Genomic DNA, 14,669 nt, shown 5'->3' with positions numbered 1-14,669 from the left:
AGCGCGTTCTCATGCCCGGCTCCTGGGATAAGAAACAAATAAGATCGAATGCATGGGTGGGGCGTGGCCGGGCACACGGTGTCTCGGAGGTTGATAACTATGGTTCCCCTGCTTCTCGTTCTTCTGCTGGTACTGATCCTCTTCGGCGCGGGCTTCGCGGTGAAGATTCTCTGGTGGGTCGCGATTGCGGTCCTGATCCTGTGGCTGATCGGCTTCGTCGCCCGCCCCAAGAGTGGTGGCGGCGGTCGCTGGTACCGCTGGTAGCCGTATGACGACACCGCGGTTCTGACACCGCGGTTCTGACACTGCGTGGCGGTGGCCTGCTTCCCCATTCGAAAGGGGGAGGCAGGCCATCGCCATGTCGTCGTGCCGCCCGGCGTCGTGGCCGCCGGACCGGCCCCGTCCGGGGCCCGGCCGAGGGGACGTCAGGGGCCTCCGGGTCCCCGGCACGGGGAGCTCGACCCGGATGCCGCGTGTCGAAGCGGGGCCGTGATCGTTTCTTCAGCCGTAACCCCTGCATCTGCTGCGGAATCGGGAGGACGCGCGGTGACCGCATGGCAGTACCTCGCCGGGGCCGGTCTGGTGGCGGCCCTCTGTCCGCTGCACGGCCACGTGGCCGTCGCGGGCGACGGCCACGGCCGCGGCGCCCGGGTCGACCTGTGCGTTCCGGCGGGCCGGCCGGAACGCCCCGACCGGCCCGCGCAGACCGGCCGGCCCACCGTGCGGCCGCCCGAAGCCCGGCCCTCGGCCCGGCCCTCCGCGCGGCCGTCGGTACGGGCGACCGTGCCCGGTACCGACCGGGCGACCGTGCACCACCCGGGGCGGGCCGCCCTGCCGGCGGCGCCGGCGGCGCCGGGCGCGCAGAGCCCACCGGAGCCGTACGCGGAGGCCGGGGCCGCGGATCCGAAGCCGCCGGAACCCGCACCGGGCGCCGAGCCCGCTCCGGCGCCGGTCCCGGCGGTCGCGGCCGCCCCGCCCCGGTCGGCCGCCGCCGCACGGGTGAGCGCCTTCCACGTGCGCCCGTACCGAGCCGTGGCCCTGGAGCGGCGCGGCCCGGGCGGCCTGTCCACCATGATGCTCATGGTCGTCGTCACCACCCCGGCCGTACTCGCGGCCGCCGCCCTGCGCCCGCGTTCCAAGGGCCGCGGCTGATCCGCCGCGCGGGCCCGTCCGCCGAACCGCCGACCTCCGACCCCCTGACGCGCCGACCCCCTGACGCGCTGATGCGCTGATGCACCGATGTACTGATGCACCGTTTCGCCGATTCACCGATTCCCAACGGGAGATTCCACGTGTCCGAATGGCTGGTCCTGGCCATCGCCATGGCGCTCGTCTGCGCCGTCGTCCTCGCCATCACCGCGATCCGGCACCGCCGGGCCGCCGATGACGAGGACACCAGCGAAACCCCCGACGTCATCGAGTACATGACGATGATGGTGGGCGTGGTCTACGCGATCGTGCTGGGTCTCGCCATCGCGGGCGTCTGGGAGGCGCGCGGCGCCGCCGAGGACAGCGTGCGCCGCGAGGCCCAGTCGCTGTACGAGGTGACCCAGCGCGCCGACGTCTATCCGGCGCCCGTACGCGACCGGATCCGCGGCGAGGTGGACGCGTACGTCTCCCACACCGTCGCGGTGGACTGGCCGCTGCTCACCTCCGGTGAGGGCGCGTCCAGCGAGGGCGCCCAACTGCTCGGCAAGCTGCGCAGCGACGTGACCCACCAGAGCCCGGCCACCGAGCTCCAGGCGCAGGCCTACCAGCCGCTGCTGGACCACATCGCCGCCGCCGACGACGCCCGGCACTCGCGGACGCAGAGCGACGAGTCCACGCTGCCGGGTGTGGTGTGGTTCGGGCTGCTGGTCGGCGGCGTGGTCACGGTGGGTCTGATCTTCACCCTGCAGATCCGGCGCTCCGGGCGGGAACTGCTCCTGGCCGGGCTGTTCAGCGCGCTGATCGTGTTCCTGCTGTTCATGGTGTGGAGCTTCGACGCCCCGTACGGGCGGGACGGCATCGACTCCGCCGGGCCCTTCCAGGAGCTGTTCCCGACCCTGTCGGTGGCCGCCGCTCGCTGAACCGGCGCCGGCTGAACGGGCGCCGGCTGAACGGGCGGGCGCTGTACGGGCGGGCGCTGAACAGGCGGTACTCCCGCCCCGCAACGCTCCGCCCCGTCGACCCCCGTCAGCCGGCCGGCAGCGCCGTCCGCTGCCGCACCGCCTGAACCGCCGACGAGTGCCGCAGCGCGTGGGAGATCCGCAGCAGGTCGCGCGGCCCGTCGGAGGTGTCGGGCACCATCTCCTCACCGGCCCCGATGACGACGTTGCCCTCGGGGTCGCCGGAGCGGGCCCGGACGGCCGCCGTGACCATGACCGCGTCGGCGACCGCGCGGGCGGTGTCCTCGTCGGCGCCGTCCGCGGCGGCGCTCTCGTAGGCGCCGTCGCGCAGGCCGCGGTCGAAGTACGGCCCCAGGTTCAGGAACCCGTCGTGAATGTCCGACTCGCGCTGGATGACGCGCAGTTCCGCCGCCGCCCACCAGGACATCCGGACGGAGGGGGTGCCGTCCGGCGCGGAGATCTGCACCTCCTGCCAGAGCGCTCCGAGCCTGCGGTACGTCGTCCAGGTCTGCCAGTTGTCGGACATCCGCTGGCAGACCAGCGGGACCACGAAGCCCAACGCGCTGATCAGCGCGCCCAGCGCGGCGAGCGGCGGGGCGACGTAGGTGCTCAGGTCGTCGAGGTCGTGGCCGAGCCAGCGGGCGACGACGGCCGACATCTTCGTGGCGTCATAGGTGAGGTTGAAGACGTAGCCGGACACGATGATCACCAGGCCGATGCGCAGCCAGCCGCGCACCTGGAGCGACCAGCGCCAGCACATCGCCACCATCACGACCGCGGCGACGTGGTGCGCCAACAGGTAGAGCCCGATCATCTGCCGCATGTACGGGGTGTTGGCGTAGTACGTGTCGAAGTCCCGCAGCCGCTCGACCGGGGCGTCCCCCAGGACGAACAGCACGATCAGGGCCACGACGATGATGCTGTAGCCGGTGATCCAGCGCCGCGACACCCGCCGGGTCCGCTCGGGCGGGCCGCCGCGCCAGTTGACGACCAGGACCAGGCACGAGGCGCTGAAGGCGGTGATCAGGCAGTAGACGAGAGGGGCCGAGACGTTGCTGATCCCGGTCCAGCGGTTGACCGCCGCGATGGTGGGCGGGGCGGCGAAGGTGAAGACCGCGCTGGCGAGGGTGAGCAGGGCGCAGACCGAACGCAGCAGCGGATCGCGCCAGTTGTGCCGCAGGGCCGGCAGTTTGAAGGCGAGTGCGATTGCCATCGCGGCTGCCGGTATGTAGTAGTCCTTGCCGTTCAACGGTCGTTCCTGTGCCCCCGGTATCCGAGCGAGGCCTCGATGCGGCCCGCCAACTGATCACGCTGGGCCGGGGCCCGGTGGCCGGCCGAGCCGGCCAGCCAGGTTCGGCACCTGCTGCCCAGCAGCAAGCCGAAGGTCTCCGCCTCGGTCTCCTCCTGGACATCGGCGCGCGTGCGCGCCGCGACGCGGCGAATGGTTTCGCCGATGTCCGCCTCGTCGGACAGGAGTCGGGCGGCGACGGCTGCGCCGTCGACGTGGTGACTGCAATGGCCGGCCTTCATGTGCCACAGCTCGTGGCCCAGGATCACCAGTTGGTGGTCGGGTGCGGTGCGTTCCTCGATGACCACGAGATCGCGGTCCGCCATGTCGAGCCACAGACCGCTGGCCGTCCCCGGCGGGAACGAGGCCATCCGGAAGTCCACCCGGCGGCCGCGGTGTCTGCTCATGCCCTCGCAGAGGGCGGCGTAGAGGTCCACGGGTTCCACGGGGGCGGCGAGCCGGATGCCGGCCACCAGTTCCCCGCACAGCCGCCGCTGCTCTCTGCCTATGCTCACCGTTCTCCCCGTCGGCGCGGATCCGGATCAGGACTCAAGGATCAGGCCCAGGTTTTCGACTGGGTCACGATTCATTCGGTTTGACGCTTTCGAGGAGCATGTCCAGCCATTCGGTCACCTTGTCCCGGTGCTTGTCGCTGGGCAGTTGGGCGGCGCGCCAGGCGATGCCCCGCACGCCGTGATTCTGGAGGAGTCTTGCCAGCGGATCGCCCGCCGAAGCGGCCGCGACGGGTGCTGTTTCCCGCGCGCGCCCCGCGAAGTCCTGGAGCAACTGCTGTTCGGTGCGCTGGAGCGCGTCGGTGAGGGCGTCCGCGTCGTGCGCGGTGAGGAATCCGGCGTGCACCCCGAAGAAGCGCTGGATCGCGTCACAGTGCTCCATCGTGGGGCGGCGGTCCCCGTTGATCAGGGCTCCGGCCTGCTGCCGGGACATGCCCGCGCCGTCCGCGATCTCCTGCTGCGTGTAGCGGCGGCCGTTGGGCTTGACCCGGGTGCGCCGCAGCAGGTCCAGGCGCTGGAGGAAGCGGGTCTGGAGGTCGGGTTCGCCGGCGGGCCTGCCGTCGAGCAGGATCCGGACCACGTCCGCGGGCACGCCGGAGGCCTCGGAGAGCCGGCGCAGGTCGAAGACCTGGTTCGGGTCGCGGCCCATCTTGCTCGCGAGTTCGGCAACGCGTGTGACGGTGGCGGCCAGGGGTGCGTGGGCCACCGCGACGGGAGCCGGGAAGCCGTCTGTCACCAGTGGTTCTCCTAGATCGCGCGAAGTCGGTTCGGGCACATGGTCGGCATCTGGAATCTATCCGTTCGGGCCCCGAAGGGCTATAACGTGCCACAGCTGTGGCGGGAATGAGCTGTCGCGAGGCTGGAATTGCCACGATAGTTGACACTCGAATGAATTCGGTAGCAGGATCGCCACACGGAAATGAAGATCCAGACCGTGAGGAGGGGGAGCTCTCGGTGCTACATCTCGCAGCGGTGGGCCCGTCCGATGGCCTCGCCCGAGCCGGTGAGGAGCGCCTGGCGGGCGAGGAGTCCGCACGCGGCGCCGTGCGGTCAGAGCGACGCAAGGAGATATTGCGCCAGCGCCGCGAAGAACTGGGCCTGAGCCAGGAGGATCTCGCCGCGCGGCTGCGCATCAGCGTCCGCGCTTACGGGAACTGGGAACGCGGGCTCGTCAAGGAGTGGACGGACCGCAAACTGCTGGCCCTGGCAGAGGCGTTGGAGATGAGCGAGCGGCAGTGCTTCTGGCTCTTCCGCGTGATGGTCGACCGCGACCCGCCGCCCACGTGGCGCGCCGCGGAGGAGAACCGGCTGCCGGAGGATCCGGCGCAGCGCGACTACCTGTGCGACTACGCCGCACTCATGGAGTCCGTGCCCTACCCCAGCTTCCTGGTGGACCACCGCTGGGACGTCGCGCTCACCAACTCGGCCTTCGACCAGCTGTTCCAGTCCGTTCGGCCGCACCCGACGGCCCTGCCGGACGACAACTTCCTGCGCTTCGTGCTGTTCCACCCGGACGCGGCCGGAGTGCTGGAAGACCACGAACCGGCCTGGTGCGTGCCGCTGTTGGCCCGGTTCGCGACCGCGCTGGCCGCGGCCCCGGACGACGAGGGGCTGCGCAGCATCCGCCAGGAGGTGGCCCGCGACCCGTTCATGGAAGCCGCCTACCGGTACGGCGTGCCGCACTGGCTGAGCACGCACGGAGCGGCCGCCGCCGAACCGGACGGGGCGGTGCGCACCGTGCGCCACCCCGACCCCCGCCGGGGTCTCGTCCGTTGCCGGATGGTGGCCGAAAGCAGCCGGATGCTCGACGCGATGGGGCTGACTCGGATCACCCTGATCCTGTCCGCCCCGCAGGGCGCCCCGGCCGGTCCGGCCCGGGGCGGGGGGCTCGCGCCGCCGCTGGGCGTGCGACTGCGCGCCGTGCCGTCGCTCGGGGAGTAGCCGGCCCGGGCAGACTGGTGTCCCCGCGGCGCGTCCGCGCGGCGGGGATGCCACGGATCGTGGCACCGGCCGCGCCCGGAGGCGCAGTCCCGGTCGTTCCGTTCGCCCGCGGGGCAGGAGCGGGCGCGACGACACCCCCGGGTCCGGCGCGGTACGGCTACGGGTGAAGGGCGGTTCGGACGTGCGGCTGACGATCCTCGGAGGAGGCGGGTTCCGGGTACCGCTCGTCTACGGCGCACTGCTCGGCGACCACGCCGAGGGCCGGGTCTCCCACGTGACGCTCTACGACGACGACCCCGGCCGGCTCGCCGCCATGACCCGTGTCCTCGCCGGCCAGGCCGCGGCCGCCGGAGTGCCGGACGCCCCCGCCGTCACGGCGACGCGCGACCTCGACGAGGCCCTGCGCGGCGCCGACTTCGTGTTCTCGGCCATCCGCGTCGGCGGCCTGGAGGGGCGCGCCGCGGACGAGCGGATCGCCCTGGCCGAGGGAGTGCTGGGCCAGGAGACGGTGGGCGCGGGCGGGATCGCGTACGGCCTGCGGACCGTGCCGGTGGCCCGGGAGATCGCGCGCGAGATCGCCCGCGTGGCCCCGGAGGCGTGGGTCATCAACTTCACCAACCCGGCCGGGCTGGTCACCGAGGCCATGGCCGAGGAGCTCGGCGAGCGGGTGATCGGCATCTGCGACTCGCCCGTGGGCCTCGGCCGGCGACTCGCCCGGCTGCTCGGAGCCCGCCCGCAGGAGGCCTGGATCGACTACGTCGGGCTCAACCACCTCGGCTGGGTGCGCGGGCTGCACGTCGCCGGCCGCGACGAACTGCCGCGGCTGCTGGCCGACACCGAGGCCCTGGAGTCCTTCGAGGAGGGCCGGCTCTTCGGCGCCGAGTGGCTGCGCGCCCTCGGCGCCGTCCCCAACGAGTACCTGCACTACTACTACTTCAACCGTGACACCGTTCGGGCCTACCAGGAGGCCAAGCAGACCCGCGGCGCCTTCCTGCGGGACCAGCAGCGCGGCTTCTACGCCGAGGCCGGCCGGACCGGGCAGAGCGCCGGAGCCGCGCTCGCCGCCTGGGACCGCACCAGGGCCGAGCGCGAGGCCACGTACATGGCCGAGAACCGCGAGGCGGCCGGCGTCGGCGAGCGCGACGAGAGCGACCTGGAGTCCGGCGGCTACGAGAAGGTCGCCCTCGCCCTGATGCGGGCCATCGCCCGCGACGACCGCGCCACGCTCATCCTCAACGTCCGCAACGGCTCCACGCTCCGCGTCCTGGACGCCGAGGCCGTGATCGAGGTGCCCTGCCTGGTCGACGCGAACGGCGCCCACCCGGTCGGCGTCACCCCGCTGCCGCTCCACGCGGTCGGCCTGGTGACGGCGGTCAAGGCCGTCGAGCGGGAGGTCCTGGAGGCCGCGGCGGGCGGTTCGCGGGCTGCGGCCGTGAAGGCCTTCGCCCTGCATCCCCTGGTGGACTCGGTCGGGGTGGCCCGGCGGCTCGTGGACGCGTACGCGGCGGTCCACCCGGGCCTGGCCTACCTGCGCTGACGCCCGCCCGCGGGGGAGGGACGCGGCCTCACCCGTACGGCGGCTTGCCGCATGCGGGGCGCCGGGGGCGCTGTGAAAGTGCGAGATGTGACCACAGCCCCCGCCGCAGCCGCGGCGCCACCCGTGCTCGACCGGCGGCGGCGCAATGTCATCTTCGGCACCATCATGCTCGGCGTGCTGCTGGCGGCCCTCGACCAGACCATCGTGGGCACCGCGCTGCCCACGATCGTGGCGGACCTCGGCGGCGCGGCCCACATGTCGTGGGTGGTGACCGCCTACCTCCTCGCGGAGACCGTCGCGACGGTGCTGGTCGGCAAGTTCGGCGACCTCTTCGGCCGGAAACTGATCTTCCAGGTCTCCGCGGTCATCTTCATCACCGGCTCCTTCCTGTGCGGACTCGCCGGCAACATGACCCTGCTCATCCTGTGGCGGGGCGTGCAGGGCATCGGCGCCGGCGGGCTGATGGTCACCTCGATGGCGCTCATCGCCGACGTGGTCCCGCTGCGCGAACGCGGCAAGTACCAGGGCGCCATCGGCGCCGTCTTCGGCGTCGCGACCGTGATCGGACCGCTGCTCGGCGGACTCTTCACCGACCACCTCAGCTGGCGCTGGTGCTTCTACGTCAACGTCCCGATCGCGATCCTCGTGGTGGTCGCGGCAGCCAAGACCATCCCGTCCGTGCGCGCGGCCGGACGCCCGGTGATCGACTACCTGGGCATCGCGCTCGTCGCGATCGGAGCCAGCGCCCTGATCCTGGGCACCAGCTGGGGCGGCAACGAGTACGCGTGGGGCTCGCCCGTGATCATCGGGCTGTTCGCGGGCGGCGTCCTCGCCCTCGCCCTGTTCTGCCTGGTCGAGACCCGGGCGGCCGAACCGATGCTGCCCATGCGGCTGTTCCGCAACCCCGTCTTCTCGGTCTGCTCGGTGCTCAGCTTCGTCGTCGGCTTCGCGATGCTGGGCGCGATGACCTTCCTCCCGACGTACCTCCAGTACGTGGACGGGGACTCGGCCACCGTCTCCGGTGTACGGACCCTGCCGCTGGTCATCGGCCTGCTGATCGCTTCCGTCTTCAGCGGCAACGTCGTGAGCAAGACCGGCCGGTACCGGATCTTCCCGATCGTCGGCAGCCTCGTCATGGGCGTCGGCCTCTACCTGCTGTCCCTGATGGGCCCGCAGACCGGCGTCTGGCTGGAATCGACGTACATGTTCGTCCTCGGCGTCGGGATCGGCCTGTCCATGCAGGTCCTCACGATCGCCGTGCAGAACACCGTCGACTACGCCGACCTCGGCACGGCCACCTCGGGCGTCACCTTCTTCCGCACCCTCGGCAGCGCCTTCGGGACCGCCGTCTTCGGCACGATCTACGCCAACACCCTGGAGCCCGCGCTGGAGAAGGCCGTCGCGGAGGCGGCCCGCGCCACCGGGACCGACCCGGCGCGGCTGGGCGCCGCCGCACAGAGCCCGGAAGGCGTGCACGGGCTCGACCCGGCGGCCGCCGGTCCGGTCATCGGCGCGTACACGCAAAGCCTCCAGACGGTGTTCCTGTGGACGGTGCCGGTGGCGGCGGTCGGATTCGTCGTCGCGCTCTTCCTCAAGCAGGTGCACCTGCGCGACACCGCCCGGGCCGGATCCACCGACATGGGCGACGGCTTCGGCTCGCCGGCCACAGCCTCCGGGGACTCCGCCAAACTGCTGGAGCTGGCGGTCGGCAAGCTCGTACGGACCATGGGGCCGGACACGGCGCGCGGGATCGTCCACGCCTCCGACACCCGGCTCGACATGGCGGGCGCGTGGGTGGTCATGCAGGTCGACCTGATGACCCGGACGGTCGGGTACGCCAGCCTCGGCCTGATGGCGGGACGCAGGTCACTGCCGCCGGAGGTCCTGCTCCCGGTCTTCGACCGGATGACGGAGGAGGGCTTCCTCAGCCGCGAGGGATCCTTCTTCACGCTCACCCCGGCCGGCAGGCGGGAGGCCGACGTCATCTCCGCGGCGTGGGCCGGCTGGCTCGGCGACCAGCTGGAGAAGGACCGGGGCCGGCCGCGGAGCGCGGAGCTGCGGGTGGCGGCGGACGCGATTGCCAAGCGGCTGCTGGCGGAGGACCTGGGCGACGGGAACTTCGCGCCGAGGGCGGCGCTGCGGGGGTAGCGGGGGCGGGGCGGGGGGTTCCTTGCTTCGGGGCTTCGGCTTTCCGGGATTCCGGGGTTCAGGCCGTGTCCGGGGTCTGCGCCCGGAGCGGGTAGTCGTACGCGGGCACGCGCGGCAGCGCCGTCAGCTCCGGTCGCCAGGTGCGCAGGACTGCCGCCGAGGGGGCGTAGAGGGAGGTGGGGATCTCGGCGGGGGCGAACCACCGCCAGCGGACGATCTTGTCGGGCTCGGTCACGGCCGGGACGCCCCGGGCGGTGGTGGTCACGGCGGCGGCCGTCAGCCGGGTCGTGCCGGACGCGTCGTCGATCCGGACCGCGAGCACGCGCACCCCCTCGGGGGCCACGCGCAGGTCCGTCTCCTCGGCGAGCTCCCGGGCGGCCGCCTGCTCGAAGCCCTCCCCGGGGTCGACCTTGCCGCCCGGCAGCTCCCAGTGTCCGTCGTGCGCCTGGCCGAGCAGCACCCGGCCGTCCTCGCCGACCACGACCAGCCCGACGCCGACGACGGCGTTGGGCCGCGGGGCGGCACGCTGGTGGTGCGGGGAGGGTCCGGCTTCGGGGCCCCGGAGGTGGTTGGGGTGCTCGGGGTGCTCGGGATGCGCACGGTGCTCTTGGGACTCGGGGTGCTCGTCGGCGGTGCTCATGGGCGTCCTTCCGTCGGGGTGGTGGGCCTGGCGCGGACGTGCATCCGCTCGCCCTGCGGACCGAAGAGGCTGAGGAACTCGGCGGGCCGCGGACCCGCGTTGACGAAGGCGTGCGGGGTGCGGGTGTCGAACTCGGCGGCCTCGCCGGGGCCCAGGACGAGGTCGTACTCGCCCAGCAGCAGCCGCAGGCGCCCGGAGAGCACGTACAGCCACTCGTACCCCTCGTGCACGCCGAACTCGGGCTCCGGCGCCGGGCCCTCGGTGGCCGGCAGGATCTGCTTGAAGGCGTGCAGGCCGCCGAGGTTGCGGGTCAGCGGCACGTAGGTGGTCCCGTGCCGGACGAACGGCCGGGGGCGGACGCGGGGATCGCCCGTCTCCGGGGCGCCGACCAGCTCGTCGAGCGCCACGCGGTGAGCCCGCGCGAGGGGGAGCAGCAGTTCGAGGGTGGGCCGTCGCCCGCCGGACTCCAGCCGGGAGAGGGTGGAGAGGGAGATTCCGGTGGCCTCGCTGAGCTGGGCCAGCGTGGTGCCGCGCAGACGGCGCAGGGCGCGCAGCCGGGGCCCCACGGCGCTGAGCACGCCCGCGAGTTCCTGGTCCTGGGCTTCGGTGGCCATGGCTCCATTTGCCGCATCGGCAACATCATTTGTCAAGCGGGCGCGCGTCGGCGCACGCTCGCGGTATGGACGAAGAACACGTTGCGCCGACGGGCCGGGCCGTCGGCGCCGAGCAGTCCGATCGACCCGATCGACCCGATCGACCCGATCGACCCGATCGACCCGATAGGCCGGATCAGCCGGATCAGGCCGAGCGGTACGAAGTGGTCGTCGTGGGTGGCGGCGCCGCCGGGCTCGCCGGGGCGCTCACCCTGGTCCGCGCGCGCCGTTCGGTACTGGTCATCGACTCGGGCAGCCCCCGCAACGGGCCCGCCGCGCACCTGCACGGCTACCTCGGGCACGACGGCGCGAGCCCCGCCGATCTGCTCGAACGGGGCCGGACGGAGGTGGCCGGCTACGGCGGGCGGATCCGGTCCGGCACGGCCGTCGCCGCCGACCGGCTGCCCGACGGGGGCTTCCTGGTCCGCTGCGGGGACGGCTCCACGGTCCGCGCCGGGCGGCTGCTGGTCGCCACCGGCCTGGTGGACGAGCTTCCGGCGCTGCCGGGGCTCGGGGCGCGGTGGGGGCGGGACGTGCTGCACTGCCCGTACTGCCACGGCTGGGAGGTCCGGGACCAGCCGCTCGCGGTACTGGCGGACGGCCCGTCGGCGGTGCGCCAGGCGGTGCTCTGGCGGCAGTGGAGCGAGCGGATCACCCTGCTCGCGCACACCTGGCCGCCGACCGCCGAGGACCGGGAGCTGCTGGCCGCCCGGGGCGTCGAGGTCGTCGAGGGTGAGGTGACCGGCCTCGTCGTCGACGACGACCGGCTGACGGGGGTGACGCTGGCCGACGGGAGCTCCGCCGCGTGCCGGGCCCTCGTGGTGGCGCCGGTCTCCGCCGCCCGGTCCGGCGTCCTGAACAGTCTCGGGCTGTCCGCGGACCCCGTGGCGCGGGACGGTCGGGTGGTCGGAACCAGTGTCGCTTCCGATCCGGCCACGGGGGCCACCGCGCTCGCGGGAGTCTGGGTCGCGGGCAACGTGGCGGCTCCGCTGGAGAAGCTCGCGGGCGCTGCCGCCCACGGTGTGCGGGCCGCGGTGGCCATCAACACCGACCTGATCGAGGCGCAGACGTGGCGGGCGCTGGAGTTCCGGCGGGCGGCGGAGGACCGGCGGGCACGGCGGAGTGGCGCGGTCGGACGTACGAACTGATGTCGGACAACCGTGCTGGTTTCGGTCGGGTGTCGTTCGTGCAGGCTTGAGCGGTGTGATCGTCGTACGGTTCATCGACTCGAGGGGGCGCAATGGCACATGTGCTGGTCATCGGCGGAGGGGTCGGCGGTCTGGCCACGGCCCTGCTCGCCGCGCGGCAGGGGCACAGCGCCGAGCTCTTCGAGCGTGACACCCGCGCCCCCGGCACCGCCCTTGACCGTGACTTCTTCGGCTGGCGGCGGCCGACCGTCCCCCAGGCGAGCCAGCCGCACGCGCTGCTCGGCGCCGCGCGCAACGTCCTGCGGGACGACCTGCCCGACGTGTACGAGGAGATGCTCCGGCTCGGGGCCCGCGAACGCCACGAGCTGGACTGGTTCGACGAGCGTCCGCCCGCGCGCCCCGGCGACGAGGACATCGTCATGCTCCAGGCCCGGCGCATCGTCCTGGAAAGCGCGCTGAGCACCTCGCTGCGCGCCGAACCGGGGGTCGTCGTGCGGTACGGGGAGCCCGTCACCGGGCTGACGACGGCCCCCGGGGCCGCGGAGCGGGGCGCGGGTGGGGACCCGGACCCTGACCCGGTCCCGGGCGTGTGCGTCCGCGTGACGGGTGTGACCACCGAGGCCGGGAGCTACACGGGGGACCTCGTCGTGGACGCGGGCGGCCGGCGCGGCGGCACCGAGCGCCGGCTCGCCGCGGCGGGCTGCCGGCCACCGGTGGTGGAACGGCATCGCACGGGGCTCGCGTACTTCTGCCGCTGGTACCGGCTGCCCGAGGGGATGCCGGAGGGGCCGCGCCGGCCCTGGGCAGTGACCGGCGGCTCCTTCGCCGGGTGCGCGGTCTTCCCGGCGGACAACGGGGTCTTCGCGGTGACGCTGTTCGTGCACACCGCCGACGCCACCCGCTCGGCCCTGCGCGATCCCGACGTGTTCGAGGCCGCCGCCCGCGCCTTCCCGCCGGGCGGGGCCTGGCTGGAGCTGGGCGCCGAACCCCTGTCGGAGGTACTGGCCACCGCGAGCCTGGACAACCGGTGGAGCGCGCTCGTCGACGAGCTGGGCCCCGTGGCCAGCGGGCTGGTGCCGGTCGGGGACGCCGTCGCGCACACCAACCCGACCCTCGGGCAGGGCACCTCGCTCGCCCTCTGGGCCGCGCGCAGGGTGGCCCGTACGGCGCACCGGGATCCGGGATCGGAGCGGTTCGCCGCCGAGCACCACGACTGGGCCGTCCGCACGCTGAAGCCGTGGTTCGACTTCCAGGTGGTCGCCGACTCGGCCATCGGGGAGCGCTTCGCGACCCGGGCCGGGCGTACGGGGACTGCGCGGGAGGTGGCCGCGCTGTTCGCCTGCGCCCTGGAGGACCCGGAGGTGATGCGGGCGCGGGCCAGGGTCCGCCACCTGGCCGACCCGCCGGAGCGGGCGTACGCGAACCCGGAGATCCGGGCCCGGGTGGCGCGGTGGCTGGCGGCGCGGCCGGACTACGCGCCGAACGAGGTGGGGCCGGACCGGGCGGAGTGGGAGAAGCTCACCTCGGGGTGAGGCGGGGACGGGGACGGGGCGCGTCGGGGCGGGGCGCGCCGGGACGGGGCCGGACGGGTCGCAGTCCGTCCGAGGTCACCCGGTGGTGGCCGGCGGCGGGCCGAGCACCTCGGCGAGGTCGTAGCGGACGACCTCCTCCAGCTGCCCGTACGTACAGCTCTCCGGCAGCCGGTCGGGCCGCCACCGGCGGAACTGGGCCGTGTGCCGGAAGCGGTCGCCCTCCATGTGGTCGTACTTGACCTCGATCACCCGCTCGGGGCGCAGCGGCACCCATGACAGGTCCTTCTTGCCGGTCCAGCGGCTCTGCGCGCCGGGCAACCGGGCGCTCTCGTGGGCGGATTCCTCGGCCCACGAGGCCCAGGGGTGTTCCTCGGGGTCGGGCATGCGCAGCGGTTCGAGCTCCTCGATCAGCTCGGCGCGGCGTTTCATGGGGAAGGCGGCGCAGACGCCCACGTGCTGGAGGACGCCGTGCGCGTCGTGGAGGCCGAGCAGGAGCGATCCGACAATCGGACCGCTCTTGTGGAAACGAAAACCCGCGAGGACGACGTCGGCCGTACGCTCGTGCTTGATCTTGAACATGATCCTGGCGTCGGGCCGGTAGGGGAGATCGAGGGGTTTCGCGACCACCCCGTCGAGCCCGGCGCCTTCGAACCGCTCGAACCACTCCTGCGCCAGCGCGGGGTCGGTGGTCGCGGGCGCGAGGTGAACGGGGGGCCGAGAGGTGGAGAGTGCCTGGGCGAGTGTGGTCCGGCGTTCGGCGAGCGGGGTGTCGAGGAGCGCCTCGTCACCGAGCGCGAGCAGATCGAAGGCGACGAAGGCGGCCGGTGTCGTCTCCGCGAGGAGCTTCACGCGCGAGGCGGCGGGGTGGATCCGCTCGGTCAGCCGGTCGAAGTCGAGCCGCCCGCCCTGAACGATCACGATCTCGCCGTCCACGACGCAGCGGGCGGGCAGGTTCTCCTTCAGGGCCGTCACCAGCTCGGGGAAGTACCGGGTCAGCGTCTTGCCCGTTCGGCTGCCGATCTCGACCTCGTCGCCGTCACGGTGGACGATGGCGCGGAAGCCGTCCCACTTCGCCTCGTACTGCATGCCGGGCGGAATCCTGGCCATGGACTTGGCGAGCATCGGCTTCACGGGCGGCATGACCGGCAGATCCATGCCTCCG

The 14,669-nt window shown here is 73.2% G+C and carries 14 protein-coding genes; 8 read left to right on the top strand and 6 right to left on the bottom strand.

The window, feature by feature from the left end; genetic code table 11:
- Positions 1 to 99 precede the first annotated feature (99 nt).
- From OTB16_RS14915 to OTB16_RS14905, 3 genes are all read left to right on the top strand, one after another.
- The gene (locus OTB16_RS14915; protein WP_267720632.1) at positions 100 to 264 is read left to right on the top strand and encodes a hydrophobic protein; all 165 of its coding nucleotides are present in this window, start codon (positions 100 to 102) and stop codon (positions 262 to 264) included.
- A gap of 282 nt (positions 265 to 546) precedes the next feature.
- A complete protein-coding gene (locus OTB16_RS14910; protein WP_267720631.1) occupies positions 547 to 1,152 on the top strand; it encodes a hypothetical protein in 606 nt (201 codons plus the stop codon).
- Between the two features lie 140 nt (positions 1,153 to 1,292).
- Complete coding sequence (locus OTB16_RS14905) at positions 1,293 to 2,069, top strand: bestrophin-like domain (RefSeq protein ID WP_267720630.1); 777 nt, start codon at positions 1,293 to 1,295, stop codon at positions 2,067 to 2,069.
- Positions 2,070 to 2,175: 106 nt separating this feature from the next.
- Here OTB16_RS14905 and OTB16_RS14900 read toward each other — a convergent pair whose 3' ends face one another.
- From OTB16_RS14900 to OTB16_RS14890, 3 genes are all read right to left on the bottom strand, one after another.
- Positions 2,176 to 3,357, bottom strand: coding sequence for an MAB_1171c family putative transporter (locus OTB16_RS14900; protein ID WP_267720629.1), 1,182 nt, complete (start codon positions 3,355 to 3,357; stop codon positions 2,176 to 2,178).
- Complete coding sequence (locus OTB16_RS14895) at positions 3,354 to 3,911, bottom strand: toxin-antitoxin system, toxin component (RefSeq protein WP_267720628.1); 558 nt, start codon at positions 3,909 to 3,911, stop codon at positions 3,354 to 3,356. The genes OTB16_RS14900 and OTB16_RS14895 overlap by 4 nt, the downstream gene beginning before the upstream one ends.
- A gap of 64 nt (positions 3,912 to 3,975) precedes the next feature.
- Positions 3,976 to 4,644, bottom strand: a complete 669-nt coding sequence (locus tag OTB16_RS14890; RefSeq protein WP_267720627.1) for a helix-turn-helix domain-containing protein — start codon at positions 4,642 to 4,644, stop codon at positions 3,976 to 3,978.
- 218 nt (positions 4,645 to 4,862) lie between these two features.
- On the opposite strand from OTB16_RS14890, the gene OTB16_RS14885 reads away from it, so the two are divergent.
- The 3 genes from OTB16_RS14885 to OTB16_RS14875 all read left to right on the top strand — a co-directional run bounded on the left by OTB16_RS14885 (position 4,863) and on the right by OTB16_RS14875 (position 9,534).
- Positions 4,863 to 5,849, top strand: coding sequence for a helix-turn-helix domain-containing protein (locus OTB16_RS14885; protein WP_267720626.1), 987 nt, complete (start codon positions 4,863 to 4,865; stop codon positions 5,847 to 5,849).
- Between the two features lie 181 nt (positions 5,850 to 6,030).
- Entirely contained in the window at positions 6,031 to 7,386 is a 1,356-nt protein-coding gene (locus OTB16_RS14880) for a 6-phospho-beta-glucosidase (protein WP_267720625.1), read from the top strand.
- A 51-nt stretch (positions 7,387 to 7,437) separates the two neighbouring features.
- The gene (locus OTB16_RS14875; protein ID WP_267720624.1) at positions 7,438 to 9,534 is read left to right on the top strand and encodes an MDR family MFS transporter; all 2,097 of its coding nucleotides are present in this window, start codon (positions 7,438 to 7,440) and stop codon (positions 9,532 to 9,534) included.
- A gap of 58 nt (positions 9,535 to 9,592) precedes the next feature.
- Here the strand turns inward: OTB16_RS14875 and OTB16_RS14870 are convergent, their stop codons facing one another.
- Both OTB16_RS14870 and OTB16_RS14865 read right to left on the bottom strand, forming a co-directional pair.
- The gene (locus tag OTB16_RS14870) at positions 9,593 to 10,174 is read right to left on the bottom strand and encodes an NUDIX domain-containing protein (protein WP_267720623.1); all 582 of its coding nucleotides are present in this window, start codon (positions 10,172 to 10,174) and stop codon (positions 9,593 to 9,595) included.
- Complete coding sequence (locus OTB16_RS14865; RefSeq protein ID WP_267720622.1) at positions 10,171 to 10,788, bottom strand: helix-turn-helix domain-containing protein; 618 nt, start codon at positions 10,786 to 10,788, stop codon at positions 10,171 to 10,173. The genes OTB16_RS14870 and OTB16_RS14865 overlap by 4 nt, the downstream gene beginning before the upstream one ends.
- Positions 10,789 to 10,853: 65 nt before the next feature.
- On the opposite strand from OTB16_RS14865, the gene OTB16_RS14860 reads away from it, so the two are divergent.
- Both OTB16_RS14860 and OTB16_RS14855 read left to right on the top strand, forming a co-directional pair.
- A complete protein-coding gene (locus tag OTB16_RS14860; protein ID WP_420717699.1) occupies positions 10,854 to 11,975 on the top strand; it encodes an NAD(P)/FAD-dependent oxidoreductase in 1,122 nt (373 codons plus the stop codon).
- A gap of 92 nt (positions 11,976 to 12,067) precedes the next feature.
- Positions 12,068 to 13,507, top strand: a complete 1,440-nt coding sequence (locus OTB16_RS14855; RefSeq protein WP_267720620.1) for an NAD(P)/FAD-dependent oxidoreductase — start codon at positions 12,068 to 12,070, stop codon at positions 13,505 to 13,507.
- Between the two features lie 75 nt (positions 13,508 to 13,582).
- Here OTB16_RS14855 and OTB16_RS14850 read toward each other — a convergent pair whose 3' ends face one another.
- Positions 13,583 to 14,662: an ATP-dependent DNA ligase gene (locus OTB16_RS14850; RefSeq protein WP_267720619.1), complete on the bottom strand. Its 1,080-nt coding sequence runs from the start codon at positions 14,660 to 14,662 to the stop codon at positions 13,583 to 13,585.
- Positions 14,663 to 14,669 lie beyond the last annotated feature (7 nt).

It is taken from the genome of Streptomyces antarcticus (assembly GCF_026627255.1).
Taxonomy (GTDB): Bacteria; Actinomycetota; Actinomycetes; order Streptomycetales; family Streptomycetaceae; genus Streptomyces; species Streptomyces antarcticus.
This window is presented reverse-complemented; position numbering and strand designations above follow the sequence as displayed.

What these genes read in the sequence shown, in the direction of transcription:
- OTB16_RS14915 (WP_267720632.1), top strand. Translation starts at nt 100, where the DNA reads ATGGTTCCCCTGCTTCTCGTTCTTCTGCTGGTACTGATCCTCTTCGGC.
- OTB16_RS14875 (WP_267720624.1), top strand. Translation starts at nt 7,438, where the DNA reads ATGCGGGGCGCCGGGGGCGCTGTGAAAGTGCGAGATGTGACCACAGCC.
- OTB16_RS14870 (WP_267720623.1), bottom strand. Translation starts at nt 10,174, where the DNA reads ATGAGCACCGCCGACGAGCACCCCGAGTCCCAAGAGCACCGTGCGCAT.
- OTB16_RS14865 (WP_267720622.1), bottom strand. Translation starts at nt 10,788, where the DNA reads ATGGCCACCGAAGCCCAGGACCAGGAACTCGCGGGCGTGCTCAGCGCC.
- OTB16_RS14860 (WP_420717699.1), top strand. Translation starts at nt 10,854, where the DNA reads ATGGACGAAGAACACGTTGCGCCGACGGGCCGGGCCGTCGGCGCCGAG.
- OTB16_RS14855 (WP_267720620.1), top strand. Translation starts at nt 12,068, where the DNA reads ATGGCACATGTGCTGGTCATCGGCGGAGGGGTCGGCGGTCTGGCCACG.
- OTB16_RS14850 (WP_267720619.1), bottom strand. Translation starts at nt 14,662, where the DNA reads ATGGATCTGCCGGTCATGCCGCCCGTGAAGCCGATGCTCGCCAAGTCC.